Source organism: Pseudomonas sp. R4-34-07, assembly GCF_003852375.1.
Taxonomy (GTDB): domain Bacteria; phylum Pseudomonadota; class Gammaproteobacteria; order Pseudomonadales; family Pseudomonadaceae; genus Aquipseudomonas.
Window position 1 is genome coordinate 2,390,290 of record NZ_CP027760.1, and the last position, 26,691, is coordinate 2,416,980.

The window sequence follows — 26,691 nt, forward strand, 5'->3', positions numbered from 1 at the left end:
CGCAGCAAGCCATTGAAAAGGGATCGGTACCCAGGTACAGATCCCTTTTTCACCTCTACATCACGGTCGGATACGGCGTCTGTGTGATACAGATATCATCGATGTCATACACCCCGCCGGTGGTCGGGTTTCTGACCGAAACGGAGGCCTCGAACGGTTTGCCGGGCAAATAACCGAGCGGCACATTGACGCTGAGCCAGGTATTCAACGTGGGCACGTTTTGCGTCCATTTCAATGTGCCCAGATGAATCTCGACAAAGGTCGGCGCCCCAATCGCGGCAAACTTGCTGATCCTGTAGCGGAAGCTGACGCGGTAGTAGCCCTCGGCGGCGGGCGTCAGCACTTTGTACAGGCTGACGCCCCTGCCGGTAGTCGGTGTCGACTGCCAGAAATAGTTGCCATTCGACTCGCGGCGAATGCCTGCGTCCGGCCATTCACTGAGCCAGTAGTTCATGTAATTGTCATTGAACGTCGTGCACTCCTTGATCATCACGCTTTGCAGCGTGTAACGGGTGGGTGGAAATTCAATCGCTTGCAATTCATCCCTTACGCCATTGAGCGCCGCTTTGAATTGCAGGGTCAGCTGGCTGCGATTGCCAAGGTCTCGCAGGTAGTTGATCAATACGGTTTCCAGGTGATAACCCTGGCTGATCCAGGCCGAGTCGACCTCGGCCTTGTTCGAACCATTCATCAGGGTCAGGTTATGCGGCGTACCGTCGGCTCTGAAACCGTACAAATACAGCCATACGGGCAGGTGTGGGGCAATGAATGGGAAGGTCGTCACCCTTGCGGTGGCGTTGCCGGGCAGGGCGTCCACATCGATCACGCCGCTGGCGGATGCTTGATCGATACGAATCACGGTTTTTCTCAGTTCGCTCAGCGGCAGGCTTTCAAGATTGACCGTGAGCGGTACCGAGGGCCGGGTTTGCCCGCCTCGTGTCACCGTATACCTGATCGTGAACTGCGTAGGCGTGTTGCCGATATTCGCGGCGATCACTGAAGCGGGCACGTCGACGATGACGGTGCCATCGGTTTCGCCATACTTCGGCCCGATCACTGCCGAGCCTGCAGCGGTTTTACCCACGACCTCCACGAAGATGACGTCGCTGGTATACATCGGGCTGATGGACACCTGCACATGCGCCCCGTACTGTGCGTTCAAGGGGGCCAGGGTGACCAGTGTGCCGGAGCCGGTTGCCTCGATCAGGGTCGGCACCGGGAACTGCGCGGGCAAGGCCTGAATGGTATAGCGCCGCTCCTTGAACCAGACCGCATTGGCCAGCTCGGCGCTGCGGTCGAACGTTACCCCGAAGCGCATGTTCAGTGGCGAACCGTCCTTGAGCTTGCGCAATTCAGCGACCGGCGCCGGTGCACGAATACCGTTCAATTCGCCGTCCTGTGTCACCAGGTCTGCCGTGTAAAAGGTGTGGTGGAAGGGATAACCGTCAGCGTAGGTGCCGGACATCTCGAACCACATGCGCTGGAACCGATGACTGAAGTGCCAGCGGTCTTCAATGGCGCGTTCGGTACCGTTCAATGTGCCGATATTCAGCACGCCATCATAGGAGTGGCCTTCTATGTAGGGTTCAGGCAGCGGCGGTGGCAACAACTCCAGGGCCAGCACAGGCGAAGGGGACTCGTGCTCGCCCCGCATGACGAAGTACTGCACGTGGATGACGTGTCCCTGGGCCTGGATGTTGGCGCCCACCACCTCCGGGTCAATATCAAAGTGCAGGACTTTCGAAGAGCTGCCGTATTGGGTCTCGCAGTAAGTGCCGATGTCCGCAATGCCGGTCCAGCAACAGCGAACCTGATGGGAAGGCAGCATCTGCGGGTACTCGACGACGACAGTCGCGCCCTTTGTCGCGGCCACCGCCGCCAACTGGTCGGGATAGCGCGTGGCCTGCACGACCTCGGGACGCTTGAGGGTCAGCGCCTGGCCCACGGTAATGGTCCGGCGCTCCGAATAACGGCGTCGGCTGCTGTCCTTGGGTGCCAAGGCGTAGCTCAGGCGGATTTCCTTATTGTCATTGGCAATGACGAACGCTTCGTCCACCAGGACCACTACCGGCTTGCCGGCCGTATCGGAATAGAGTTCGACTTCCCCTCCAGTGGTTCCGCTGGCGTTGGCGCCCAGCCATGCCCAGATGAACTTGTCCCCAGGGAACGTGCGTGTGTAGGGCAACGTCAGCTTGAGCTGACCTCCGATCACGCTGGCTGGGTCCAGGTTGTCGAACACGTCGACATACTGCAATTGCGGCGCCGGCAACTCGGCGACGACCGATCCGAAAATGACTTCCAACACTTCGGACTTGCGCACCGTCTGTACGCCTGGGCCAAGCGTGCGCATTTGATGGTCATTGACGAGGTAGTAGACCTTGACCGGTCCCACGCCAATGAAGGGCGCAAAATCCTCCTGCAGTACGATGCGAAAGCGGTCAGGTGGCGGTGGGGCGCCGGCATTCACGGTTTCTTCGTATTCAATCAGTCCGCCGCCAGGTCGCGGTGCTTCCATGCGAAAGGTCACGCTGTTGCTGGGGGCGTAAGGGCTGTAGACCGGGAAAATGGCCCTGATGAAAGGGTGTTCCGGATCAATCAGGCCGCCCTCGTCCTGCTCGATTCGCATCGGGGGCATCATTTTTTTGGTGCCGAACACGCGAATACTCAGGCGTCGAGAAGCGCGCAGGAAGGCGCCACTGGCCGTTGTCAGGGTATATTCGATGCGCAGTTGGCCATCGATCACGTCTTCAAGGTACTTATTGTCCAGCACGATGGAGGACGAAAGGCCGATGCGTGCAGGAAAACCAGGCAGCGTCACCACGCTGGATGAGCCATCCGGGTAAAACTGGGTCAGGGTTACATGGATCAGCGCGCCGGCTGGGGTAGGTCTGGCGGTATCATTGGGCGTAGCGGGTAGCGTTCGAGGAACGACCATTTCGGCAGTGAACACCTCGTCTCCATGGGTATCAAAATTCAGCTCGTCGACGGACTCACCGCCGACCACGAAGTGCGGCCGATCAAGCATGCCGGGTTCAAGGTCGGCCTCCAGCCTGACCACCTTCGACCACTGCGGGTCTTCCCCGGAATAGTTGAGTACGCGGTCAAACACCCGGAAGAGAATCGAGACTGCGCCGCTGCCCCCTGAAATAATCGTTTGTTCAGGTACATGCACGATGATGGGCTTGGTGCCATCAACGTGTTGCTGATCGATTTTTTGAAAAACAGCGATACCGTTCCACCACACTTCAATAGTGTCGCCTGCCGTGCAGAACGGATAAAAGTCACAGGTCAAGTCCACTCCTGCCTTGGCACGCTCGGCGTCCAGCGGCGTGTATTCCAGGTCTTCAGGCAGGTGTATTACCAGGTTCGAGTGGAACCATGGGTAGATGCTGCGACCACCTGGCCGTGAGGTTTTGGTGTACCAGGTCTGAGGTGGGGATGTGCTGGGCGTGGCGCTGCCCACTCTGATCACTTCACCGAAGCAGGGATAAATCGTGCCTTCGGGCACCAGCGATGCGGGAATGACCAACTGCACACGGTCCTTGTACAAATCTTCCGGGTAAACCTCGCCTGCACCCAAAGCGTAGTTGGTACTGCCGGCGAAAAATTTATAGGTGTCACCGACATTGAAGTTCGCCCATTTTTCAAAATTCACAATCAGCCACGGATCGATCTGTCGAATGCCCAATCCTACGTCAGCATCCAGATTCGGCTGCAGCGCGCCGTTGACATAAGGCGGGTCAAGGTTGACGGCGGAGGGCGATGCGGGCTCGTGGGGCGGGGATTCACACAGGGGAATGGGCAGGTTGGAGGACGTTGGTTCTTTCATCGTGAGCGCTCCTTGTACAGTGGTGAAACCGGGCAAGGAAATCACACACCCCTGGCAGCAGAGCGGATAGCTGTCAAAGTTGACAGAAGCGACGAGTGGTTGCGTCAGGCTCAGGCCTGGTTACGCTCGGTCAACCGTTGTACGGCCAGGCGCCGATAGTGCGATGGGGTCATGCCCTTGAGCTGCTGAAAGCGCCGGTTGAAGTTGGAAATGTTATTGAAGCCCGACTCAAAACACACATCCGTCACCGCCTTGTCGCCATCGGCCAGCAACTCGCAGGACTTGCTGATGCGCAGCCGGTTGACGAACTCGATAAACGTGCGCCCGGTAGCCTGTTTGAACACGCGGGAAAAATAGGTGGGCTTCATGCCCAGGTAGTCTGCCACTTCCTCCAACGGTAGCTCGCGGGCGTAGTGGGCAAAGATATAATCCACCGCGCGGTTGGTGCGGTCGATGCTGTGCTCATCGGCCAGCTGGGGTGTAGTGGCACCCGACAGCAGATGGTAGTCCTCGCAGGCGCTCAATACTTCCAGCAAGATAAAGAAGTGCCCCAGCCGCGCCATGCCCTGGGTGTCTTCGATGCGCTGCATCAGATCCATGGCTCGCGCGATGGTGGTTTTGCAGCGGAATTCGATGCCGTACTGGGCGCGTTCGAGCAGCGGCGCCAGGCTTCTGAGTTCGGTGAAGATCTGACTGCCGTTTTCCAGCAACTCGTCGGTAAAGTTCACCAGCATGTCGCGCTTGGGGACTGTCTCATCGGCCTCCACCTGGCTGATCCAGTTATGCGGCAAATTGGGGCCCGTCAGGAACAGGCTTTCGGGATAGAAGTTGCCGATGTAGTCGCCAATGAACACCTTGCCGGAGCTGGCGACGATCAGGTGCAGCTCGTATTCCTTATGGAAGTGCCAGCGCACCAGCGGGCAGGGAAAGCCGTGCTGGCGATAGATGATGGACAGGCCGTTATGGTCGTCCATCAACTCGTAGGAAGGGTCGGTGATGCGCGTTGCTCGGGTCATGTTGCCGTCGCTTTATTGTGGGTGCCGCGTAGGATAATGCCCCGTTGCGCGCGACCCTGCCAGCGGCAGCGCTATAGGGTGCGGTTTTTTGCTTCGATCCACTGAGACATGTACTGGGTGCTCTTGTGCGCATGATGGCGCAGCATGCTGCCGGTGAAGTTGTCCCGGCGATGGGCGTCCAGCTGGCTGCGACAGTGTTCCAGGCAGGCCACCAGCGCTGGCCCGTGGACCGTCTGGTCATAGCGCCGGGCAAGCAGTTGGCGGCCGTGTTCCTGGGCCTGGCTCCAGCGCTCGCGGTCCTGGTACAGGCTCACGGCGGCTGCGGCCAGGGCCGTGGCGCTGTGCTCGATGGCCCCCGGCCAAGGCTGTCCGGCGCCCATGGCCTCGGCGCCGATTGGCGTGGTGATAGTCGGCGTGCCGCACAGCATCGCGTCCGCCAGTTTGCCCTTGATCCCCGCACCAAAGCGCAGCGGCGCCAGGCAGATACGCGCCGCCGTCATCACTTGCAGCGCATCTTCGGCCCAGTTCATCACATGAAAGCCCTGCGTCGGGTTGTGCAGGGCAGTGGCCTTGGGCGGGGTGTAGGCGCCATAGATGTGCAACTGGGCGCCCGGTAATTGCTGGCGGATCAGCGGCCAGAGGCTGTGCTTCATCCACAATACCGCGTCCCAGTTGGGCGCGTGGCGGAAGTTGCCGATGCTGAGAAAGTGCGCGCGGTCTTCGAACGGCGCAAAGGCTGCGGTTGGCGGCTCCATCATCAACGGGCACCAGTGGAGCAGTGCGGCGGGCACCTTGAACTGCTCGGTGAGCAGGCGGATTTCCACGTCGGAGATCATCAGGCTGATGTCGCAGCGGTAGATCGCGGCAATCTCGCGTTTGGCCAGGTCAGTGTCGGCCATCCGTTGGAATTCTTGCTCCAGGTCCGGGGCGAACAGGGCAGTAAAGTCATCGCGCTCCGGATCGGCCTTGAGCGCCGCCTTGAGCCGCACATGCCGGGCGTCGCGCAGGCTTTGCAGGTCGGAGGTTTCCAGCACGCGCAGGGCGTTGGGGCAGCCTTTTTCCACGCGCCAGCCGAACTGTTCTTCCATCATGAAGCGGTCGAACAGCACGATGTCCGGCGCCAGTTCACGGATGAAGTCGTCGAAGCTGCTGTTATTGAGCTCAATGGCGCATTCACGGATGCCCAGCGCCGGCAAGTCGGCCTTGTGCTCGCCGATGGTGGCCGGGCTGCTGAAGGTGATGTCCCAACCTTGTGTGAGAAAACTCTGCAGAATTTGCATCATATGCCCGCCCGCAGCCGAAGAACGCGGCTCCGGCCAGACGTAACCGATGACCAGGACTTTGGTGGCGGGATGATTCATCGGCTTTGATTTCCTTGAAGGACAGGCGAAAAGCGCGCAATTAAACCACAACCAGATGGCATGACAATTTGTGTCTGGCGGTAGGTAGCCAACGGACTTTGTGGTTAACTTCGGCCTCTCGATTTCGTTTAACCAAAACCCAGCATAAGGATTCCGTTCATGGCTCAAGTTACCCTCAAAGGCAACCCGGTCCAGGTTGAAGGCGAACTGCCGAAAGTCGGCGCCAAAGCTGCAGACTTCACCCTGACCGCCGGCGATCTGTCCAACGCCACCCTGGCCACCTTTGCCGGCAAGCGCAAAGTGCTGAACATCTTCCCAAGCGTTGACACCCCAACCTGCGCGACTTCGGTGCGCAAGTTCAACGCCCAGGCCAACGATGTGGAAAACACCGTGGTGCTGTGCATCTCCACCGACCTGCCATTCGCCCAGGCGCGTTTCTGCGGTTCCGAAGGCCTGGAAAACGTGAAGAACCTGTCGGACTTCCGCGATTCGGATTTCGCCGTTGATTACGGTGTGGCGATTGCCGACGGCCCGCTCAAGGGCCTGACCGCTCGCGCGGTGGTGGTGCTGGACGAAAACGACACTGTGCTGCACAGCGAGTTGGTCAAGGAAATCGCTGAAGAGCCAAACTACGACGCCGCCCTGGCGGTGTTGAAGTAACTGTATCTGCGCGTGACTGTCGTTTGGCAGTAACACGTATGATGCATGATTGCGGCCTGGCCTAGTCCAGGCCGTTTTTATTTGAGCGTCAGCGGTTTAGCGAAATAGCCAGCGGACTAAAATCAGAAGTTAAAAGTTGTAAGCCCAAGGTAAATAGCCGGTAAAGGTGCTTTTCTAAACGCACCCCAGTGCTTATCTTTCAGCCTCCCAAAGAAGAAGCTCTCGCGCCCAATGGTTGATCACTCCATGCAATCCTCCCCCCGCAACTCCCGTCGCTGGCTGTTCGGCCTGCTCGTGCTGCTGGTTATCGCCGGCCTGTGCTGGAAGTTCTGGCCCGGCAGCGCGGCCCATAAGGACGCTCCGGCCGGGCACACCGGTAAAACCGGCATGGCGCGCCCGGGTTTCGGCGGTGCTACCGGCCCGATTCCGGTGCGTGTGGCATCGGCGGCGCTGGGGGATTTTCCGGTGTACTACAAGGCGTTGGGCACGGTGACGGCGCTCAACACCATTAATGTGCGCAGCCGGGTGGGCGGCGAGCTGGTGAAGATCGCCTTTGAAGAAGGGCAGATGGTCAAGGCCGGCGACCTTCTGGCGGAAATCGACCCGCGCAGCTACCAGAACGCCTTGCTCCAGGCCCAGGGCACGTTGTTGCAGAACCAGGCCCAGTTGAAAAACGCCCAGGTCGACGTCGAGCGCTATCGCGGCCTGTACGCCCAGGACAGCATCGCCAAGCAGACCCTGGACACCGCCGAAGCGCTGGTCATGCAGTACCAGGGCACGGTCAAGACCAACCAGGGCGCGGTCGACGATGCCAAGCTGAACCTTGAATTCACCAAGATCCGCGCGCCGATTGCCGGTCGCGTCGGCCTGCGTCAGCTCGATGTCGGCAACCTGGTGGCCGCCAACGACACCACCGCCCTCGCGGTGATCACCCAGACCCAGCCAATCAGCGTGGCCTTCACCCTGCCGGAAAATACCCTGGAAACCGTGCTCGCCCGTTACCACGCCGGCAATAAACTGCCGGTGGAAGCCTGGGACCGTGGCGACGCGAAAAAGCAGGCGGTGGGCGTGCTGCAAAGCCTGGACAACCAGATCGACGTGACCACCGGCACCCTGAAATTCAAGGCGCGCTTCGATAACAAGGATCAGGCGCTGTTCCCCAATCAGTTCGTCAATGTGCATCTGCTGGCCGACACCCTGCACAACGTGGTGCTGGCACCTTCCGCTGCGATCCAGTTCGGTAACAACGGCACCTTCGTCTACAAGCTCGATGGCGACAAGAAGGTCAAGGTCCAGCCGCTGGTGGTGGGCGATACCGATGGCGACAACACCGTGATCAAGCAAGGCCTCGCGGCGGGTGATCGGGTGGTCATGGAAGGCACCGACCGTCTCAAGGACGGCAGTGAAATCGAAGTGGTCAACGACAGCAGTGAAGTGCCGACCACCCCGACCGAACACCTGCAAGGCAAGCCCGCGGCAAAAGGGGAGACCGGTACTGACGCCGGCAAGGCGCAAAAGGTCGGCGCATGAACCTGTCGCGCCTGTTCATCCTTCGCCCGGTCGCCACCACGCTGAGCATGCTGGCCATTGTATTGGCCGGCCTCATCGCCTATCGCCTGTTGCCGGTGTCGGCCTTGCCCCAGGTGGACTATCCGACGATTCGGGTGATGACGCTGTACCCCGGCGCCAGCCCCGACGTGATGACCAGCGCAGTCACCGCGCCGCTGGAGCGCCAGTTCGGGCAGATGCCCGGCCTGACCCAGATGGCGTCCACCAGCTCCGGCGGCGCGTCGGTGCTGACCCTGCGCTTCAACCTCGACATCAACATGGATGTCGCCGAGCAACAGGTACAGGCCGCGATCAACGCCGCCACCAACCTGCTGCCCAAGGATTTGCCGGCGCCGCCGGTGTACAACAAGGTCAACCCGGCGGATACCCCGGTACTAACGTTGGCCATCACCTCCAAGACCATGCTGCTGCCCAAGCTCAATGACCTGGTCGACACGCGCATGGCGCAAAAGATCGCGCAGATCAGCGGTGTCGGCATGGTCAGCATCGCCGGTGGCCAGCGCCAGGCCGTGCGCATCAAGGTCAACCCCGAGGCCCTGGCGGCCAACGGCCTGAACCTGTCGGACGTGCGCACCTTGATCGCCGCGTCCAACGTCAACCAGCCCAAGGGCAATTTCGACGGCCCCACTCGGGTGTCGATGCTCGACGCCAACGACCAGTTGGTCTCGCCCCAGCAATATGCCGAACTGATCCTGGCCTACAGCAACGGCGCGCCGCTGCGCCTTAAAGACGTGGCGCAAATTGTCGACGGCGCCGAAAACGAGCGCCTTGCCGCCTGGGCCAATGAAAACCAGGCCGTGCTGCTCAATATCCAGCGCCAGCCGGGCGCCAACGTGATCGAGGTGGTGGACCGTATCAAGGCGCTGCTGCCGAGCATCACCGACAACCTGCCGGCGGGCCTGGACGTGACGGTGCTCACCGATCGCACCCAGACCATCCGCGCGTCGGTGAAAGACGTGCAGCACGAATTGCTGATCGCCATTGTCCTGGTGGTAATGGTGACGTTCCTGTTCCTGCGCCGAGTCAGCGCCACGCTTATTCCATCCATCGCCGTGCCGCTGTCGCTGATCGGCACCTTTGGCGTGATGTACCTGGCGGGGTTTTCGGTCAACAACCTGACGTTGATGGCCCTGACCATTGCCACCGGGTTCGTGGTGGACGATGCCATCGTGATGCTGGAGAACATCTCCCGCTACATCGAGGAAGGCGAGACGCCCATGGCCGCCGCGCTCAAAGGCGCCAAACAGATCGGCTTCACCTTGATTTCCCTGACCCTGTCGCTGATCGCCGTGCTGATCCCGCTGCTGTTCATGGCTGATGTGGTCGGGCGCCTGTTCCGCGAGTTTGCCATTACCCTGGCCGTGGCGATCCTGATTTCCCTGGTGGTGTCCCTCACGCTTACGCCGATGATGTGCGCGCGCTTGCTCAAGCGTGAGCCGAAAGAAGAGGAGCAGGGCCGCTTCTACAAGGCCAGTGGCGCCTGGATCGATTGGCTGATCGAAGCCTACGGGCGCAAGTTGCAGTGGGTGCTCAGGCACCAGCCGCTGACCCTGCTGGTGGCCATCGCCACTCTGGGCCTTACGGTGGTGCTGTACCTGGTGGTGCCCAAGGGCTTTTTCCCGGTGCAGGACACCGGGGTGATCCAGGGCATTTCCGAGGCGCCACAGTCGATTTCCTTTGCGGCGATGAGTCAGCGCCAGCAGGAACTGGCGAAGATCATCCTGGCCGATCCGGCGGTTGAAAGCCTGTCGTCCTACATTGGCGTGGACGGTGATAACGCCACGCTCAACAGCGGCCGCTTGCTGATCAACCTCAAGGCCCACGGGCAGCGCGACTTGAGCGCGACGCAGGTGATCGCGCGCCTGCAACCGGAAATCGACAAGCTGGTGGGCATCCGCCTGTTCATGCAGCCGGTGCAGGACCTGACCATTGAAGACCGTGTCAGCCGCACCCAGTACCAATTCAGCATGTCCTCGCCGGACGCCGAGCTGTTGGCCCTGTGGAGCGACAAACTGGTGCATGCCCTCAGCCAGTTGCCGGAACTCACCGACGTGGCCAGTGACCTGCAGGACAAAGGCCTGCAGGTGTACCTGGTGATCGACCGCGATGCCGCCTCGCGCCTGGGCGTCAGCGTCTCGACCATCACCGACGCGCTGTACGACGCCTTCGGCCAACGGCAGATTTCCACCATCTACACCCAGGCCAGCCAGTACCGCGTGGTATTGCAGGCCCAATCGGGCGAAACCCTGGGCCCGGCCGCGCTCAACCAGATCCATGTGAAGACCACCGACGGCGGCCAGGTGCGGCTGTCGAGCCTGGCCCATGTGGAGCAGCGCCAGGCGCAGTTGGCGATTGCCCATATCGGCCAGTTCCCGGCGGTGATGATGTCGTTCAACCTGGCCCCCGGCGTTGCGCTGGGCAAAGGTGTGGAGCTGATCAACCAGACCCAGAAGGACATCGGCATGCCGGTCGGCGTGCAGACCCAGTTCCAGGGCGCGGCCCAGGCGTTCGAGGCCTCGCTGTCGAGCACCTTGCTGCTGATCCTGGCGGCGGTGGTCACCATGTACATCGTGCTCGGCGTGCTCTACGAGAGTTATATCCACCCGATCACCATTCTCTCGACCTTGCCCTCGGCGGCGGTGGGTGCCTTGCTCGCCTTGCTGCTCAGTGGCAATGACCTGGGCATGATCGCGATCATCGGCATCATTTTGCTGATCGGTATCGTCAAGAAGAACGCGATCATGATGATCGACTTCGCCCTCGACGCCGAGCGCAACCAGGGCCTGGACCCGCAGACCGCCATCTACCAGGCGGCGCTGCTGCGCTTCCGGCCGATCCTGATGACCACCCTGGCCGCCTTGTTTGGTGCGGTGCCGTTGATGCTGGCCACCGGTTCCGGTGCCGAGCTGCGCCAGCCCCTGGGCCTGGTGATGGTCGGCGGGTTGCTGGTGAGCCAGGTGTTGACGCTGTTCACCACGCCGGTGATCTACCTGTATTTCGATCGGTTGGGACGGCGCTGGCGCAAAGAGCCACAGAGCCCGGAGCCGGTTGAGTCATGAACCTGTCCGGACCGTTCATTCGCCGGCCGGTAGCCACGATGCTGCTGAGCCTGGCGATCATGCTGCTCGGCGGCGTCAGCTTCAACCTGCTGCCGGTGTCGCCGTTGCCGCAGATCGACTTCCCGGTGATCGTGGTGTCGGCCAGCTTGCCCGGCGCCAGCCCCGAGGTGATGGCGTCTACCGTGGCCACGCCGCTGGAGCGCTCGTTCGGCGCGATTGCCGGCATCACCACCATGAGCAGTTCGTCGAGCCAGGGCTCTACGCGGGTGATCCTCGCTTTCGATTCCGACCGGGATATCAACGGCGCGGCGCGGGAAGTGCAGGCGGCGATCAATGCGTCGCGCAACCTGCTGCCCAGCGGCATGCGCAGCATGCCCACGTACAAGAAGATCAACCCGTCCCAGGCGCCGATCATGGTGCTGTCGCTGACCTCGGACGTGCTGCAGAAGGGCCAGCTGTACGACCTGGCCTCGACCATCCTGTCCCAGAGCCTGTCCCAGGTGCCGGGGGTGGGCGAAGTGCAGATTGGCGGCAGCTCCCTGCCGGCGGTGCGCATCGAGCTGGAGCCCAAGGCCCTCGACCAGTACGGCGTGGCCCTGGACGATGTGCGCAATACCATCGCCAACGCCAACCAGCGCCGGCCCAAGGGCTCCCTGGAAGACAGCGAGCGTAACTGGCAGATCCAGGCCAACGACCAGTTGGAAAAGGCCAAGGACTACGAGCCGCTGCTGATTCGCTACCAGAATGGCGCGGCGCTGCGCCTGAGCGATGTGGCGAAGATCAGCGATGGCGTCGAAGACCGTTACAACAGCGGTTTTTTCAACAATGATTCGGCGGTGCTGCTGGTGATCAACCGCCAGTCCGGCGCCAACATCATCGAGACGGTGCGCCAGATCAAGGCGCAGTTGCCGGCGTTGCAGGCGGTGTTGCCGTCCAGCGTCAAGCTCAACCTGGCCATGGACCGTTCTCCGGTCATCACCGCCACCTTGCACGAAGCCGAAATGACCCTGCTGATCGCCGTGGCCCTGGTGGTGCTGGTGGTGTACCTGTTCCTGGGCAACTTCCGCGCCTCGTTGATCCCCACCCTGGCGGTGCCGGTGTCGCTGGTGGGCACTTTTGCGGTGATGTACCTGTACGGGTTTTCGTTGAACAACTTCTCGCTGATGGCGCTGATCCTGGCCACCGGCCTGGTGGTGGACGATGCCATTGTGGTGCTGGAGAACATTTCCCGGCATATCGACGAGGGCGTGCCGCCGATGAAGGCCGCCTACCTGGGCGCCGAGGAAGTCGGCTTTACCTTGCTGTCGATGAACGTATCGCTGGTGGCGGTGTTTCTCTCCATCCTGTTCATGGGCGGCATTGTCACCAACCTGTTTCGTGAGTTTTCCATCACCTTGTCGGCGGCGATCATCGTTTCGCTGATCGTGTCGCTGACCCTGACCCCGATGCTCTGCGCGCGCTGGCTCAAGCCCCATGTCAAAGGGCACATGACCGGGTTGCAGCGCTGGAGCCACCGCATCAACGAGCGCATGGTCGCCGCCTATGCCACCAGCCTGGACTGGGTGCTGCGCCATCGACGCCTGACCCTGCTCAGCCTGCTGGTCACCGTGGGCGTGAACATCGCGCTGTACGTGGTGGTGCCGAAAACCTTCATGCCCCAGCAGGACACCGGCCAGTTGATCGGTTTTGTGCGCGGCGATGACGGGCTGTCGTTCAATGTGATGCAGCCGAAGATGGAGATTTTTCGCCAGGCCGTGCTCAAGGACCCGGCGGTGCTCAGCGTGGCTGGCTTTATCGGCGGCAACAACGGCATCAACAATGCGGTGATGCTGGTGCGCCTCAAACCCATCGGTGAGCGCAAGGTCTCGGCCCAGGCGGTGATCGAGCGCTTGCGCAAGGAGGTACCGCTGGTGCCGGGCGGTCGTCTGTTCCTGATGGCCGACCAGGACCTGCAGTTTGGCGGCAGCCGCGACCAGACCAGCGCGCAGTACTCCTACATCCTGCAAAGCGGTGACCTGGCCGCGTTGCGCCAGTGGTACCCGAAAGTGGTGGCCGCCATGCGTGAACTGCCGGAGCTGACCGCCATCGACGCCCGCGAAGGACGCGGCGCGGCCCAGGTCACGCTGATCGTCGACCGCGATCAGGCCAAGCGCCTGGGCATCGACATGGACATGGTCACCTCGGTGCTGAATAACGCCTACAGCCAGCGGCAGATTTCCACGATCTACGACAGCCTCAACCAGTATCAGGTGGTGATGGAGGTCAATCCCAAATATGCCCAGGACCCGATCACCCTTAACCAGGTGCAGGTGATCACCGCCGATGGCGCGCGCGTGCCGCTGTCGACCATTGCCCATTATGAGAACAGCCTGGCCGATGACCGCGTCAGCCATGAAGGGCAGTTCGCCTCGGAAAACATCGCGTTCGACATGGCGCCCGGCGTCACGGTGGAGCAGGGCACCGCTGCCATCGAACGCGCGATTGCCAAGGTCGGCCTGCCGGAAGACGTGATCGCCAAGATGGCCGGCACCGCCGACGCGTTCGCCGCGACCCAGAAAGGCCAGCCGTTCATGATCCTCGGCGCGCTGGTGGCGGTATACCTGGTGCTGGGCATTCTGTATGAAAGCTATATCCACCCGCTGACGATTCTGTCGACCTTGCCGTCGGCCGGGGTTGGCGCGTTGCTGTCTATCTACCTGCTGGGCGGGGAGTTCAGCCTGATCTCGCTGCTGGGGCTGTTCCTGCTGATCGGGGTGGTGAAGAAAAACGCGATCCTGATGATCGACCTGGCGCTGCAGCTTGAGCGTCATGACGGCATGAGCCCGCTGGAGTCGATTCGCAGCGCCTGCCTGCTGCGCCTTCGCCCGATCCTGATGACCACCCTGGCGGCGATTCTCGGGGCCTTGCCATTGCTGCTCGGCGCCGGTGATGGCGCGGAAATGCGCCAGCCCCTGGGCCTGACCATTATCGGCGGCCTGGTGTTCAGCCAGATCCTGACCCTTTACACCACTCCGGTGGTTTACCTCTATCTTGACCGCGCGCGCCACCGCTTCAATGCCTGGCGCGGCGTGCGTACCGATGCTGCCCTGGACACTGCGCTATGACCGATTCAACCAATCCCTCACCGGTAGGCTCCCGCTTGTTGTGGCGAGGGAGCTTGCTCCCGCTGGGCTGCGCAGCGGCCCCAAAAGCGCCTGGGAGTGCTCCGCCCTCCAGCGGGAGCAAGCTCCCTCGCCACAGCGCGAGTCTCGGCAAGGGTATGAGGGTGCTTACCCTGGTTATCTCTGGTGTGCTACTCAGCGCCTGCGCCATCGGTCCTGATTACCAGCGGCCGGCCGTGGTCGAACCGGCACAATTCAAGCAAGCCCAGGGCTGGCGCCAGGCCAATCCAAGCGATTCCCTGGCCCGTGGCGCATGGTGGGAGCTGTACGGCGATCACCAACTGAACGACCTGGTGGTGCGCCTCAACACCTCCAACCAGACCGTCGTCCAGGCCGAGGCGCGCTTTCGCCAGGCCCAGGCACTGGTGCGCAGTGCTCGCGGGGCGTTTTACCCCAGCGTCGACCTGAGCGTCGGTAAAACCCGCGCCAGCCAGGGCACCGGTAGCAGCAGCGCCAGCCTCAGCAGTTCCAGCAGTGGTATCCGCGACACCCTCAATGCGCAGTTGGGCGTGAGCTGGGAAGCCGATATCTGGGGCAAATTGCGCCGAGGCCTGGAGGCCAACGAAGCCAGTGCCGAGGCCAGCTCGGCCGACCTGGCCGCAATGCGCCTGAGCCAACAGTCGGAGCTGGTGCAGAGCTATTTGCAGTTGCGAGTCATGGACGAACAGACACGCTTGTTGCAAGCCACCCTGGACACCTACCAGCGCTCGCTGCAAATGACCGAAAACCAATACCGCGCCGGTGTGGCCGGCAAGGACGCCATCGCCCAGGCGCAAACCCAGTTCAAGACTACCCAGGCCAGCCTGATCGACCTGATCTGGCAGCGCGCGCAGCTGGAAAACGCCATTGCAGTACTGATCGGTGAAGCGCCGGCCAATTTCAGCCTGGCCGTGAGCAAAGACATCCCGGCACTGCCGCAGATTCCCGTCGGCCTGCCGTCGCACCTGTTGGAGCGTCGCCCGGATATTGCCTCGGCGGAACGCTCGGTGATCGCGGCCAACGCCAATATCGGCGTGGCCAAGGCTGCCTATTACCCCGACTTGACCTTGAGCCTGGCGGGGGGCTATTCCAGCAGCACCTATGCAGACTGGATCAGCCTGCCAAACCGCTTCTGGTCGGTGGGCCCGAAGCTGGCCATGACCCTGTTCGACGGCGGCCAGCGCTCGGCGGAAGTCGACCGCAGCGTGGCCAGTTACGACGAGACCGTGGCCAAGTACCGTCAGACCGTGCTGGATGGGTTCCGCGAAGTGGAAAACTACATGGTGCAGCTCAAGGTGCTGGCGGATGAAGCGGTGGTCAGCAACGAAGCGCTGGAGGCTGCCCGCGAGTCGTTGCGGTTGACCGAGAACCAGTACAAGGCCGGGTTGATCGCTTATCTGGACGTGGTCACCGTACAGGCGACCGCCTTGAGCAACGAGCGCACGGTATTGACCTTGCTGCAGTCGCGGCTGGTGGCGAGCGTGCAATTGATTGCGGCGCTGGGTGGCGGATGGGACGGCAACACTGCTCTGGTCGAGAAGGATTGACCGCAGACACCGATCGTTTCCGCGCCCCTGCGTGGGACGGTCATCCCCCGTTGCTAGCCTTGGCGATCACCCCCGAGGAAAAATGAGGACAGTGTGGGAGGGGGCTTGCTCCCGATAGCGGTGTATCAGCTGATGAATATCGACTGGCACTGCGCCATCGGGAGCAAGCCCCCTCCCAAGGGTTACCGGCGACCCGCCCGTGTACTCACATCCACCCACACCGCCAGCACCAGAATGCTGCCCTTCACAATCATCTGCCAGTAACTGTCCACATCCAGCATCGACATGCCGTTATCCAAACTGGTAATCACCAACGCCCCGAGCAAGGCGCCATATACCGTGCCCGACCCGCCGCGCATCGAGGTGCCGCCGATGAAGCACGCTGCGATGGCGTCCAGCTCGCCCATATTGCCCGCCGACGGTGAGCCGGCGGCCAGGCGGGCGGTGTTGACTAGGCCGGCGAGGGCGCACATCACGCCCATGATGCCGAAGATCCACAGTTTCACCGCCTGCACGTTGATGCCGGACAGCCGCGTGGCTTCCATATTGCTGCCCACCGCATACACGCGACGGCCGAAGACGGTCTGGCTGGTGACGTAGCTGAACACGCCGAGCAGCACCAGCAGCAGCAACACCGGCACCGGAATGCCGTCATAGCTGTTGAGGGTGGTGACAAACCCGGCCAGCACCGCGCCGATCAGCACCACGCGCAGTACGTCGCGCATCAGAGAGTGCGCGGCCAGGCCATGCAGGGCGCGGTTGCGCCGTTGTTTCCAGGTGAGGAACAGGGTCAGCGCGAACAGCACTGCACCCAGGCCGATGCCCACGGTGTGCGGCAGGTACCCTTGGCCGACGTACACCAGCGACGGCGACACCGGTGCGATGGTGGTGCCGCCGGTAATCCCCAGCAAGATCCCGCGAAACGCCAGCATCCCGCCCAGGCCGACAATGAACGAGGGGATGCGCAGATAGGCGGTCATGTAGCCGTTAGCCAGGCCGATCATCAGGCCGCATAACGCCACCAGGCTCAGGTTGGCCAGCAGTGGGATGTGGTACACCACATCCAGGATCGCCGCCAGCCCACCCAGCAAGCCCAGCAACGAACCCACCGACAAATCGATTTCGCCGCTGATGATCACCAGCACCATGCCGCACGCCAGGATCCCGGTGATCGACATCTGCCGCAGCAGGTTGGACAGGTTACGCGGCGTGAGGAAGCCGCCGTCGGTCTGCCAGCTGAAAAATAGCCAGATGAACGCCACGGCGATCACCAGGGCGAGCATTTTGTAGCGGGTGAAAAGGTGTTTGACCTGATTCATCTACGCGGTCTTCCGATCATTGTTATTTTGGCTGAGCGCAGCGGCGAGCACCTGTTCCTGGGTGAGCCCCTGATTGATGAAATCCCCCCGCAGCTGGCCGTCGCCGATCACCAGCACGCGGTTGGACACGCCGAGCACTTCAGCGAGCTCCGACGACACCATGATGATCGACACCCCCTCGGCCGCCAGCGCGCCCATCAGTTTGTAGATCTCATACTTGGCCCCCACATCCACCCCGCGCGTGGGCTCATCGAGGATCAGCACCTTGGGCTTGGCCATCAGCATTTTCGCCAGCACGGCTTTTTGCTGGTTGCCACCGGACAGGCTGGTGATCGGCAGAAACGGGCTGGCGGTCTTGAGGTGCATGCGGGCGATCTGCTGATCGATGCTGCCCAGTTCGGCTTCGGCGTCGATGCGGGTCAGGTGGGCGTAGGTGTCGAGCACCGCCAGGGTGATGTTCTGGCCCACGCCCAGGTCGGGAATGATGCCCTGGCGCTTGCGGTCCTCGGGCACCATGCACAGCCCCGCGCGGATCGACTTGAGCGGCGTGCGCGTGTCGATCACCTGGCCCTCCAGCCATACCTCGGCGCTGTAGCGGCCGGGGTAGGCGCCGAACAGCGCCGACACCAGTTCCGTGCGCCCGGCGCCCACCAGCCCGGCAATGCCGAGGATTTCGCCACGCTTGAGCACAAACGAAATATCGTCGACGCGTTTGCGCCTGGGGTTGTCGACGTCGTAGCAGGTGACGTTGCGCGCTTCGAACACCACCTCGCCCACCTCGTGGGGCTCGGTGGGGTAGAGGTTGCTCATCTCGCGGCCGACCATCTGCGTGATGATCCGTGGGATATCCATGTCGGCCATGGCGGTGGTCGCGATGTGCTTGCCATCGCGAATCACCGCAATGGTGTCGCACACGGCGGCCACTTCATCGAGCTTGTGCGAGATATACACACAGGCCACGCCCTTGGCCTTGAGGTCACGGATAATGTCGAGCAGCACCTCGATCTCCGAGCGGGTCAGGGCCGAGGAGGGCTCGTCCAGGATCAGCAGGCGCGCCTGTTTGTTGAGGGCCTTGGCGATCTCCACCAGTTGCTGGTAGCCGCCGCCGTACTGCGAAACCGGCAGCGCGACGTTCATGTCCGGCACCTTGAGTTCGCGCATCAACGCCTCGGCGCGGTGCAGCATCGCCGGGTAATTCATCCGCCCACCGGGCAGGGTCAGCTCGTGGCCCATGAAGATGTTCTCGGCCACCGACAGGTCGGGCACCAGGGTCAATTCCTGGTGGATGATGACGATGCCGGCGGCCTCGGTTTCGCTGATCGACTGGGCTTTGAGCGGCTGCCCGTCCCAGAGGATTTCGCCCTCCCAGGTGCCATACGGGTAGACCGCCGACAGCACCTTCATCAAGGTGGATTTGCCGGCGCCGTTCTCGCCACACAGGCCGACGCATTCCCCCGGCCGTACCTTGATGTCGATGCCGTCGAGGGCGTTGACACCGCCAAAGCTTTTGACGATGCCGTTCATTTGCAGCAAGTAGTCGGCGGCCATGGCGGTCATTGCCCGGCGATCTGCTCTTTGGTGTAGAACCCGTCCTTCTCCAGCACGTCGATATTGGCCTTGGTCAACGGCGTCGGCGTGAGCAGGATGGTGTCGACCTGCTTGCTGCCATTGTCGTATTGCGAGCTGTAGGTGGGCTTTTCATTGCGCGCCAGCTGCACCGACAGTTTGGCCGCCTCGGTGGCGATCAACTTGAGCGGCTTGTAGACGGTCATGGTCTGGGTACCGTCGATCACGCGCTTGATCGCCGCCAGGTCAGCGTCCTGGCCGGAAATCGGTACCTTGCCCGCCAGCTTCTGCGCGGCCAGGGCCTGGATCGCACCGCCGGCGGTGGCATCGTTGGAGGCGACGATGGCGTCGATCTTGTTGTTATTGCGGGTCAGGGCGTTCTCGACGATGCTCAGCGCCTCGGTGGGGTTCCATTCCTTGACCCACTGCTGGCCGACAATCTTGATATCGCCCTTGTCGATGGCCGGCTGCAGCACTTTCATCTGGCCTTCGCGCAGCACCTTGGCGTTGTTGTCGGTGGGTGCGCCGCCGAGCAGAAAGTAATTGCCCTTGGGCGCCGCTTGCAGCACGCCGTTGGCCTGCATTTCGCCGACCTTTTCGTTATCGAAGGAAATGTAGGCGTCGATGTCCGCGTTGAGAATCAGCCGGTCGTAAGACACGACTTTGATCCCGGCCTTCTTGGCTTCGGCGACCGCGTTGGTCAACACCGTGGCATTGAACGGCACGATAACGATCACGTCGACGCCACGTGAGATGAGGTTTTCGATCTGCGAGATCTGCTTCTGCTCGTTGGCATCGGCCGATTGCACGAACACCTTGGCATCGAGCTTTTCCGCCGCCGCGACGAAGTAATCGCGGTCTCGGGACCAGCGTTCCAGGCGCAGGTCGTCGATGGAAAAGCCGATTTTCGGGTGCGCCGAATCGGCCATCACCGGCAGGGCGAGCAGGGCCAGGGCGGTGGCGAGCAGGGTACGTTTGAATGACTTCATGGTGGTGCGTCCTTTTATTGTTGTTGGAAAGACACTGTGGCGAGGGAGCTTGCTCCCGCTGGGCTGCGAAGCAGCCCCAAAACCAGACACCTCGGTATATCAGGTAAACCGCAGAACCTGTAGACGGGGCCGCTTCGCGACCCAGCGGGAGCAAGCTCCCTCGCCACAGTCAGGTGTAGATAAATCGGTTGACCACACCCTCCAGCATCTCCTGGCGCCCACTCACGGCCTGGGGGTCCAGTTCGTTGGCGAACGCGTGTTCGGCCAGGGATTGCAGGCTGAACTCGCCCGCCAGTACGGCTTTGCCCAGCGGCTGGTCCCAGCCGGCATAACGCTGGTCCTTGAACTGCTGCAGCCGGTCGTTCTGCACCATCGCTGCCGCGCGTTCCAGGGCCAGGGCCAGTACATCCATAGCCGCTACGTGGCCGTGGAATAGGTCCACATCATCCAGGCTCTGGCGGCGCACTTTGGAATCGAAATTGTAGCCGCCGTTCTTGAACCCGCCGGCCTTGAGAATCTCATAGGTGGCCAGGGTCATTTCCTCGACGCTGTTGGGGAATTGGTCAGTGTCCCAGCCGTTCTGCGGGTCGCCACGGTTGGCGTCGATGCTGCCGAAAATCCCCAGGGACACGGCGGTGGCGATCTCATGATGAAAGCTGTGCCCGGCCAGCGTCGCGTGGTTGGCTTCGATGTTCACCTTGATCTCGTGCTCCAGGCCGTACTCATGCAGGAAGCCGAACACCGTGGCGCTGTCGTAATCGTACTGGTGCTTGGTCGGCTCCTGGGGCTTGGGCTCGATCAACAGGTCGCCCTTGAAGCCGATCTTGTGTTTGTGTTCCACCACCATGCGCATGAACCGGCCGAGCTGTTCCCGCTCGCGCTTTAGGTCGGTATTGAGCAGGGTTTCATAGCCTTCACGGCCGCCCCACAGCACATAGTTGGAGCCCTTGAGCCGCAGCGTGGCATTCATCGCGCTGAACACCTGGGCAGCGGCGTAGGCGAACACCTCTGGGTCGGGGTTACTCGCGGCACCAGCGGCAAACCGCGGGTTGCTGAAGCAATTGGCGGTGCCCCACAGCAGCTTGATACCGGTCTGTTCCTGATGACGCTCCAGGTGATCGACCATCTGCGCAAAGTGGTTGCGATATTCCTTGAGCGAGCTGCCTTCGGGCGCCACATCGGTGTCGTGGAAACTGTAGTAATCGATGCCCAGCTTGGAGAAGAACTCGAAGGCCGCGTCCGCCTTGCCGATGGCCAACTCCATCGGGTCACCGCTGCGCTGCCACGGTCGCTTGAAGGTGCCCACGCCAAACATATCCGCCCCTGGCCACACAAAGGTGTGCCAGTAACAGGCGGCCATGCGCAGGTGCTCGCGCATGGGTTTGCCGAGGATCAACTTGTTGGCGTCGTAGTGGCGAAAGGCGAGAGGGGCATCGCTGGCAGGACCTTCGAAGCGAACCTGCTCGACACCGGGGAAGTACGGCATGGCGTTTTCCTTATTGTTCTTGGCGGTGTCTGGATACTAGCAACGGCACTGGGGCTGCTGATTATGAAAATCACCAAGGCATGGTGCGATTTTGTGCAGTCAGGTCTAGTCTGTCTCAACTGGCCTCAGGACAAAAACAATGAAAACCCTACCGCCCGTTCACCGCATCGCCTTGCTCTTCAACGGCAGCAAAATCTACGACCGCGGCATCATCGCCGGCATCGGCAATTACCTGAGCAGCACCCGGGCGTCCTGGGATTTGTTTCTGGAAGAAGATTTTCTCTGCCGGTTGCGCGGCATCGAGCGTTGGCAGGGCGATGGCATCATTGCCGACTTCGATGACCCGCTGATCGGCGAGGCGTTGGCCGGGAGCCGAATACCGGTGGTGGCGGTGGGCGGTTCGTATGAGGACGCCGGCCAATACCCCAAGGGCATTCCCTATGTGGCGACCGATAACCATGCCTTGATGAAGTTGGCCTATGAGCACCTTATCGAAGCCGGGCTGACGCGGTTTGCCTGTTTCAGCCTGCCCGAAGCCCAGGCCAATCGCTGGGCCCAGGAGCGTGAGAAGGCCTTTCGCCGCTTGATGCAGCGCGATGGCCTGCACGTCGAGGTGTACCGTGGCCTGGGTACCAGCGCGCCGTTATGGGACAGCGCGGTGGAGCAGCAGATTGCCTGGCTGCACAGCCTGCCCAAGCCCATCGGCATTATTGCGGTGACCGATGCCCGTGCCCGGCAACTGCTGCAAGCTTGCCTGACGGCGGGCATTGCAGTGCCTGAGGAAGTGGCGCTGATCGGTATCGACAACGACCCGCTGACCCGCACCCTGACGCGGGTGCCGCTCAGTTCGGTGATCCAGGGCACCGAGACCATGGGCCGCACCGCCGCCGCGCTGCTGCACCAGATGCTGCATGGCAAACCCTGTGCAGGTACGCAGGTGCTGGTGCCGCCGGACGCGATCAACGTGCAGGCCTCCAGCCTGCATCAACCGTTGGGCAATCCCTATGTGATGCAGGCCCTGCTGTTCATTCGCCAGTATGCGTGCCAGGGCATCAAGACCGCGCAGGTGGCGGCGTATGTCGGGGTGTCGCGTTCATCGTTGGAGTCGCACTTTCGCAAGGTGCGCGGGTGCAGCGTGCACGATGAGATCCTGCGCTTCAAACTCGCCGCCGCCGCCAAGGGCCTGGAAAACCAGGCGCTGGCGATTGCCGATATCGCGCAGACCTGCGGGTTCACATCGGCGCAATACCTGCACACGGTGTTTCGTCGTGAGTACGGGTGTACGCCGAGGCAGTACCAGCAAGGCGTGGCTTAGAACACCGCCTTGACTTGCAAACCCAGAATCAGCGCATCGTCGATGCTCTGCCCGGAAAACGCGCCCGGTTCGATGATGTATTGCACGTCCGGCCGCAGGGTCAGCCAGGGCGTGGCCTGATAGCCATAACTGAGTTCGATCAACTGCTCGGCGCTGTCGAGGCCAGGGTAGGGGCGGTCGGCATTGAACGCGGCAAGCGCCTGCACGTCGCGACTGCGCGGGTTCGGCACCGCGCGGCCATAGCCCAGGGCGACGGTGTCACGCGGGCGGCCTTCGAACGGTTTGTACAGCACCACTCCGGCGCCATACCACTTGCTGAACGGCGACGCCGCCTCGCTGGCCGCCGAATACTGACCGAAGGCGTGCAGGCTGCGGCCCTGGGATGACCGGGAAGCCCACACGGCCTGGTCGATCAACAGGTAATGGCCGCCGCGACCGCCGACCTCCTTGTTGCTGCCGATGCGTTTTACATCGGAGCTGTCGTAGTAGTAACCCAGCTTGTATTCCCCCGGCAGGCTGCCGGCGTGTTTGTAGATCAGCTCGATGGGCACCACGGTGCCGGTGGTGTGCTTGGGCCCCAGGTGCCAGGCGCGGCTGGAATTACCGTTGCTGGACGGGTCGACATTGAACGCCGCCACGCGCAGTTGCCAGCTCGGCGAAAAGTCGTATTTCACGCGGGCGCCCAGGTGCGCGTTCGGGTAGTTGGCCCAGCCGCTGCCGCCCGACATGTTCAGCGGATGCCCGCAGAAACCGGCGTTCATGAAATTGCACAGGATGCCGCTGTCCAGGCCGCCGAGGTCGTTGCCCATGGCCATGTAGCCGAGCTTGACGTTGAGCGCCGGGGTGAACAGCGTGCGCTCATAGCTCAGTTCGGTGAGGCGCGTATACAGGCCGCCATAATTTTCCTGGATCGGCAGGCGGTTGCCCACCAGGTCATCGGAGGCGCTGTTGCCGCGCCGGTCGTTGACGGTCAGCTGGATGCGGTCGTCATGGGTGAAACCGTAGAGCTTGCCCAGGTCGAACTGCACACCGAGTTTTAGATTCTGCGAATAGCGCGCCGAGCGATGCTGGCCGCCGTGGGCGTTGTAGGCGGTCTCGCCGCTGTAGTCGCCGGTAAAACGCACGCCGCGTTCGTCGAGTTCACGGCGCAGGCCGCCCCAGTCGCCGGTCAGGGTGGTGTCGTCGGCCTGGGCGGGCAGGGCGGCAACAAAGGCCAGGCCCAGCACCAGGCGCCCAAGGGCGATATGAGAAGTAGGGTTCATGGGGGGATTTTCCAGACACAAAGCGCGGTGCGGGCGCACCGCGCGAACAGAGGGTGGTTACGGCAAGGCGTAGGCGATCACGTAGTCGCCACGGTCGGTGGACTGGCGCGCACCGCCGGCGGTGACGACGATGTATTGCTTGCCGGTTTTCGGCGACACGTAGGTCATCGGGCCGCCCTGGCTGCCAACGGGCAGGCGGGCTTTCCAGATTTCATCACCGTTGCCGCTGTTGAAGGCGCGCAGGTAGAAGTCCTGGGTGCCGGCGATGAAGATCAGGCCACCCTGGGTCGACAGCGTACCGCCGAGGGTCGGCAGGCCTACTTTGATCGGCAGGTGCATGCGGATGCCCAGGGGGCCGGTGTCTTCAACGGTGCCGACCGGTACTTGCCAGGCGATTTTTTGCGTCTTCATGTCGATGGCGGTCAAGGTGCCGAACGGCGGTGCCTGGCACGGAATGCCGGCCACCGACAGGAAGCGGTTCTTGTTCACCGCATACGGCGTGCCCTTGAGCGGCACGGCGCCCATGCCGGTGTTCAGCGCTTCGCCACCGGACGCCGCCAGGGCCTTGTTCTGCGATGGCACCATCTGGATCCACAGGCCCAGGCGCATGTCGTTGACGAAGATAAAACCGTGCACCGGGTCGGTGGAAATACTGCCCCAGTTCATGCCGCCCAACGAGCCCGGGAAGCTCAAGGATTTATCGGTACCCGGCGCGGTGTACAGGCCGTCGTAACGCATGCCCTTGAAGTCGATGCGGCACAGCAACTGGTCATACGGCGTGGCGCCCCACATGTCCGATTCGGTCAGGGTCTGCGCGCCGATCTGCGGCATGCCCACTGATTTGGGCTGGGTGGGGGAATACGGCTCGTTGGGAATGTTCGCGGCTTTCACCGGCACTTCCTGCACGTCGGTCAACGGCTTGCCGGTGGCGCGGTCGAGCACGTAGATCTGCCCGGCCTTGGTGCCGATCACCACCGCGGGTACCGCCTTGTCGCTGCCGGGCGGGGTGAAATCGATCAGGCTCGGTTGCATCGGCAGGTCGAAGTCCCACAGATCATTGTGAACCGTCTGGTACACCCATTTCTCTGCGCCGGTGGAGGCGTCCAGCGCCAGTACCGAAGCGCCGTATTTATGATTGAGCTGGGTGCGCTCAACACCGTAGATGTCGGTGGACGAGCTGCCCATCGGCAGGAAAACCGTGTTCATCAGCGGGTCATAAGACATCGGCGCCCAGCTGTTGGGGGTGCTGCGCACGTAGGTGCTGCCGTCGGCCGGCGCCTGCTTGTCTTGCGGGTTGCCGGGGTCGAACGCCCAGCGCATCTGGCCGCTGATCACATCGAAGCCACGGATCACGCCGCCCGGCATATCGGTCTGGACGTTATCCGCAACGCGTCCGCCAACCACCACGGTGGTACCGGCCATCAACGGCGCGGAAGACAATTGGTAGTAGCTGTCCGGGACATTGCCCAGCCCTGCTTTCAGATCCACCTGGCCGTGGTTGCCGAAGTCTTCGCAGAACTTGCCGGTGTCGGCATCCACGGCGATCAGGCGTGCATCGATGGTGTTGGTCAGCAGGCGCCGCTGGCATTGCGCACCGGCGGGCACGCTGGCGGCGATCACCGGCGAACTGTTCGCTTGGGTCGGCTGGGCAATCGGCGCAGTCGCGTCGAAGTAGGCCATGCCACGGCAACGCTGCCAGACCGCCGATTGGGCATTGATCTCGTTCTTCCACAGCTCCTTGCCGGTGTCGGCGTCCAGCGCGATCAGGTTGTTGTGCGGGGTGCAGATGAATACTTTGTTGCCGATTTGCAGGGGCGTGAGTTGGTCTTCGGCGCCGTTGCCGTCGCTGATGGCCACGTCACCGGTGCGGTAGGTCCAGGCGACTTTGAGCTTGTCGATGTTGTCGCGATTGATCTGGTCCAGCGCGGCGAAGCGGCTGCCGCCTTCGGTGTTGCCGTAGTGTGCCCAGTCTTTCTGGGCATCGGCCGCAGCCACCGGGGTGATGCCAGGGCCGGCACCGGTCGGCGCTACGCTTGGGTGAGCGACGAACATATTGCCCGCCGCCACCGCCGCGCCCAACGCCAGCACGGCAGCAACGCCATACGCGCCGCGCGCCGGTTTGCCGACCAGCAATGGATAGACCAGCGCAACCACGATGCCGATCACCGCGAACATGAACAGTCGCGAGAACAGCGGCCAGTACACCAGGCCTACATCGGCCACGGCCCAGACGGCCGTGCCGACCAGGAACGCGGCGAACCACCACGCGCCCGCCGGCTTGCGCCGGGCAATCAACAGCCCGGCAATGGCCATGACCACGCCACCGACCAGGAAGTACCAGGAACCTCCCAGGCTGACCAGTTTGGCGCCGCCGACAGCGAGCGCAAGGCCGAGCAGGGCGATGATCACGCCCAGGCCCAGCAGAAGAAAACGTGAGAAGCCAGCGGCGCGCGATGCTCGTTTCATGTCGAAAAGACTCGAGTGAGAGAGGGCAAAGCGCGATTTTAGCAAGATAAGTAACCAGTTAGTACATTGCGCAGCGCAATAGACTGTTACCGATGCTGCGATGATGG

The 26,691-nt window shown here is 62.2% G+C and carries 15 protein-coding genes; 6 read left to right on the forward strand and 9 right to left on the reverse strand.

All coding sequences use genetic code 11. The features are described from left to right. Positions 1-55 precede the first annotated feature (55 nt). From C4J85_RS11065 to C4J85_RS11075, 3 genes are all read right to left on the reverse strand, one after another. On the reverse strand, positions 56-3,829 hold the full coding sequence (locus C4J85_RS11065) for a hypothetical protein (protein WP_124409590.1): 3,774 nt from the start codon (positions 3,827-3,829) through the stop codon (positions 56-58). A gap of 110 nt (positions 3,830-3,939) precedes the next feature. After that, positions 3,940-4,845 (reverse strand): AraC family transcriptional regulator, encoded by a 906-nt coding sequence (locus C4J85_RS11070; protein ID WP_124362431.1) that lies wholly within the window; start codon positions 4,843-4,845, stop codon positions 3,940-3,942. Between the two features lie 71 nt (positions 4,846-4,916). Further along, a complete protein-coding gene (locus C4J85_RS11075) occupies positions 4,917-6,206 on the reverse strand; it encodes a glycosyltransferase (RefSeq protein ID WP_124409591.1) in 1,290 nt (429 codons plus the stop codon). A 159-nt stretch (positions 6,207-6,365) separates the two neighbouring features. On the opposite strand from C4J85_RS11075, the gene tpx reads away from it, so the two are divergent. From tpx to C4J85_RS11105, 5 genes are all read left to right on the forward strand, one after another. Next, positions 6,366-6,866 (forward strand): thiol peroxidase, encoded by a 501-nt coding sequence (tpx, locus tag C4J85_RS11080; RefSeq protein ID WP_124370392.1) that lies wholly within the window; start codon positions 6,366-6,368, stop codon positions 6,864-6,866. Between the two features lie 231 nt (positions 6,867-7,097). Beyond that, the gene (locus C4J85_RS11085) at positions 7,098-8,396 is read left to right on the forward strand and encodes an MdtA/MuxA family multidrug efflux RND transporter periplasmic adaptor subunit (protein ID WP_124409592.1); all 1,299 of its coding nucleotides are present in this window, start codon (positions 7,098-7,100) and stop codon (positions 8,394-8,396) included. Further along, on the forward strand, positions 8,393-11,494 hold the full coding sequence (locus tag C4J85_RS11090; RefSeq protein ID WP_124409593.1) for an MdtB/MuxB family multidrug efflux RND transporter permease subunit: 3,102 nt from the start codon (positions 8,393-8,395) through the stop codon (positions 11,492-11,494). Before C4J85_RS11085 ends, C4J85_RS11090 begins: the two co-directional genes overlap by 4 nt. Next, positions 11,491-14,598: an efflux RND transporter permease subunit gene (locus tag C4J85_RS11095; protein WP_124366680.1), complete on the forward strand. Its 3,108-nt coding sequence runs from the start codon at positions 11,491-11,493 to the stop codon at positions 14,596-14,598. Before C4J85_RS11090 ends, C4J85_RS11095 begins: the two co-directional genes overlap by 4 nt. A gap of 155 nt (positions 14,599-14,753) precedes the next feature. Beyond that, entirely contained in the window at positions 14,754-16,181 is a 1,428-nt protein-coding gene (locus tag C4J85_RS11105; RefSeq protein WP_124409594.1) for an efflux transporter outer membrane subunit, read from the forward strand. Between the two features lie 182 nt (positions 16,182-16,363). Here the strand turns inward: C4J85_RS11105 and C4J85_RS11110 are convergent, their stop codons facing one another. From C4J85_RS11110 to xylA, 4 genes are all read right to left on the reverse strand, one after another. Next, positions 16,364-17,500 (reverse strand): sugar ABC transporter permease, encoded by a 1,137-nt coding sequence (locus C4J85_RS11110; protein WP_124366683.1) that lies wholly within the window; start codon positions 17,498-17,500, stop codon positions 16,364-16,366. Then, positions 17,501-19,057, reverse strand: coding sequence for a D-xylose ABC transporter ATP-binding protein (xylG, locus tag C4J85_RS11115; RefSeq protein ID WP_124362439.1), 1,557 nt, complete (start codon positions 19,055-19,057; stop codon positions 17,501-17,503). After that, positions 19,054-20,055 carry a D-xylose ABC transporter substrate-binding protein gene (gene xylF, locus C4J85_RS11120; RefSeq protein WP_124370398.1) on the reverse strand — a complete coding sequence of 334 codons (1,002 nt, stop codon included), beginning with the start codon at positions 20,053-20,055 and terminating at the stop codon, positions 19,054-19,056. The genes xylG and xylF overlap by 4 nt, the downstream gene beginning before the upstream one ends. 169 nt (positions 20,056-20,224) lie before the next feature. Further along, positions 20,225-21,541, reverse strand: coding sequence for a xylose isomerase (gene xylA / locus C4J85_RS11130; protein WP_124366686.1), 1,317 nt, complete (start codon positions 21,539-21,541; stop codon positions 20,225-20,227). Between the two features lie 139 nt (positions 21,542-21,680). Between xylA and C4J85_RS11135 the strand changes: the two genes are divergently transcribed. After that, positions 21,681-22,856 (forward strand): XylR family transcriptional regulator, encoded by a 1,176-nt coding sequence (locus C4J85_RS11135; protein WP_124409595.1) that lies wholly within the window; start codon positions 21,681-21,683, stop codon positions 22,854-22,856. Here the strand turns inward: C4J85_RS11135 and C4J85_RS11140 are convergent. Together C4J85_RS11140 and C4J85_RS11145 are read right to left on the reverse strand one after the other, a co-directional pair. Then, a complete protein-coding gene (locus C4J85_RS11140; protein ID WP_124409596.1) occupies positions 22,853-24,118 on the reverse strand; it encodes a carbohydrate porin in 1,266 nt (421 codons plus the stop codon). The genes C4J85_RS11135 and C4J85_RS11140 overlap by 4 nt on opposite strands. Before the next feature lie 57 nt (positions 24,119-24,175). Next, entirely contained in the window at positions 24,176-26,584 is a 2,409-nt protein-coding gene (locus tag C4J85_RS11145; protein WP_124409597.1) for a glucose/quinate/shikimate family membrane-bound PQQ-dependent dehydrogenase, read from the reverse strand. Positions 26,585-26,691 lie beyond the last annotated feature (107 nt).

Coding starts and splice junctions, on each gene's coding strand:
- C4J85_RS11105 (WP_124409594.1), top strand. CDS start 14,754: ATGAGGGTGCTTACCCTGGTTATCTCTGGTGTGCTACTCAGCGCCTGC.
- C4J85_RS11090 (WP_124409593.1), top strand. CDS start 8,393: ATGAACCTGTCGCGCCTGTTCATCCTTCGCCCGGTCGCCACCACGCTG.
- xylA (WP_124366686.1), bottom strand. CDS start 21,541: ATGCCGTACTTCCCCGGTGTCGAGCAGGTTCGCTTCGAAGGTCCTGCC.
- C4J85_RS11065 (WP_124409590.1), bottom strand. CDS start 3,829: ATGAAAGAACCAACGTCCTCCAACCTGCCCATTCCCCTGTGTGAATCC.
- C4J85_RS11145 (WP_124409597.1), bottom strand. CDS start 26,584: ATGAAACGAGCATCGCGCGCCGCTGGCTTCTCACGTTTTCTTCTGCTG.
- tpx (WP_124370392.1), top strand. CDS start 6,366: ATGGCTCAAGTTACCCTCAAAGGCAACCCGGTCCAGGTTGAAGGCGAA.
- C4J85_RS11135 (WP_124409595.1), top strand. CDS start 21,681: ATGAAAACCCTACCGCCCGTTCACCGCATCGCCTTGCTCTTCAACGGC.
- C4J85_RS11110 (WP_124366683.1), bottom strand. CDS start 17,500: ATGAATCAGGTCAAACACCTTTTCACCCGCTACAAAATGCTCGCCCTG.
- xylF (WP_124370398.1), bottom strand. CDS start 20,055: ATGAAGTCATTCAAACGTACCCTGCTCGCCACCGCCCTGGCCCTGCTC.
- C4J85_RS11085 (WP_124409592.1), top strand. CDS start 7,098: ATGGTTGATCACTCCATGCAATCCTCCCCCCGCAACTCCCGTCGCTGG.
- C4J85_RS11095 (WP_124366680.1), top strand. CDS start 11,491: ATGAACCTGTCCGGACCGTTCATTCGCCGGCCGGTAGCCACGATGCTG.
- C4J85_RS11070 (WP_124362431.1), bottom strand. CDS start 4,845: ATGACCCGAGCAACGCGCATCACCGACCCTTCCTACGAGTTGATGGAC.
- xylG (WP_124362439.1), bottom strand. CDS start 19,057: ATGACCGCCATGGCCGCCGACTACTTGCTGCAAATGAACGGCATCGTC.
- C4J85_RS11075 (WP_124409591.1), bottom strand. CDS start 6,206: ATGAATCATCCCGCCACCAAAGTCCTGGTCATCGGTTACGTCTGGCCG.
- C4J85_RS11140 (WP_124409596.1), bottom strand. CDS start 24,118: ATGAACCCTACTTCTCATATCGCCCTTGGGCGCCTGGTGCTGGGCCTG.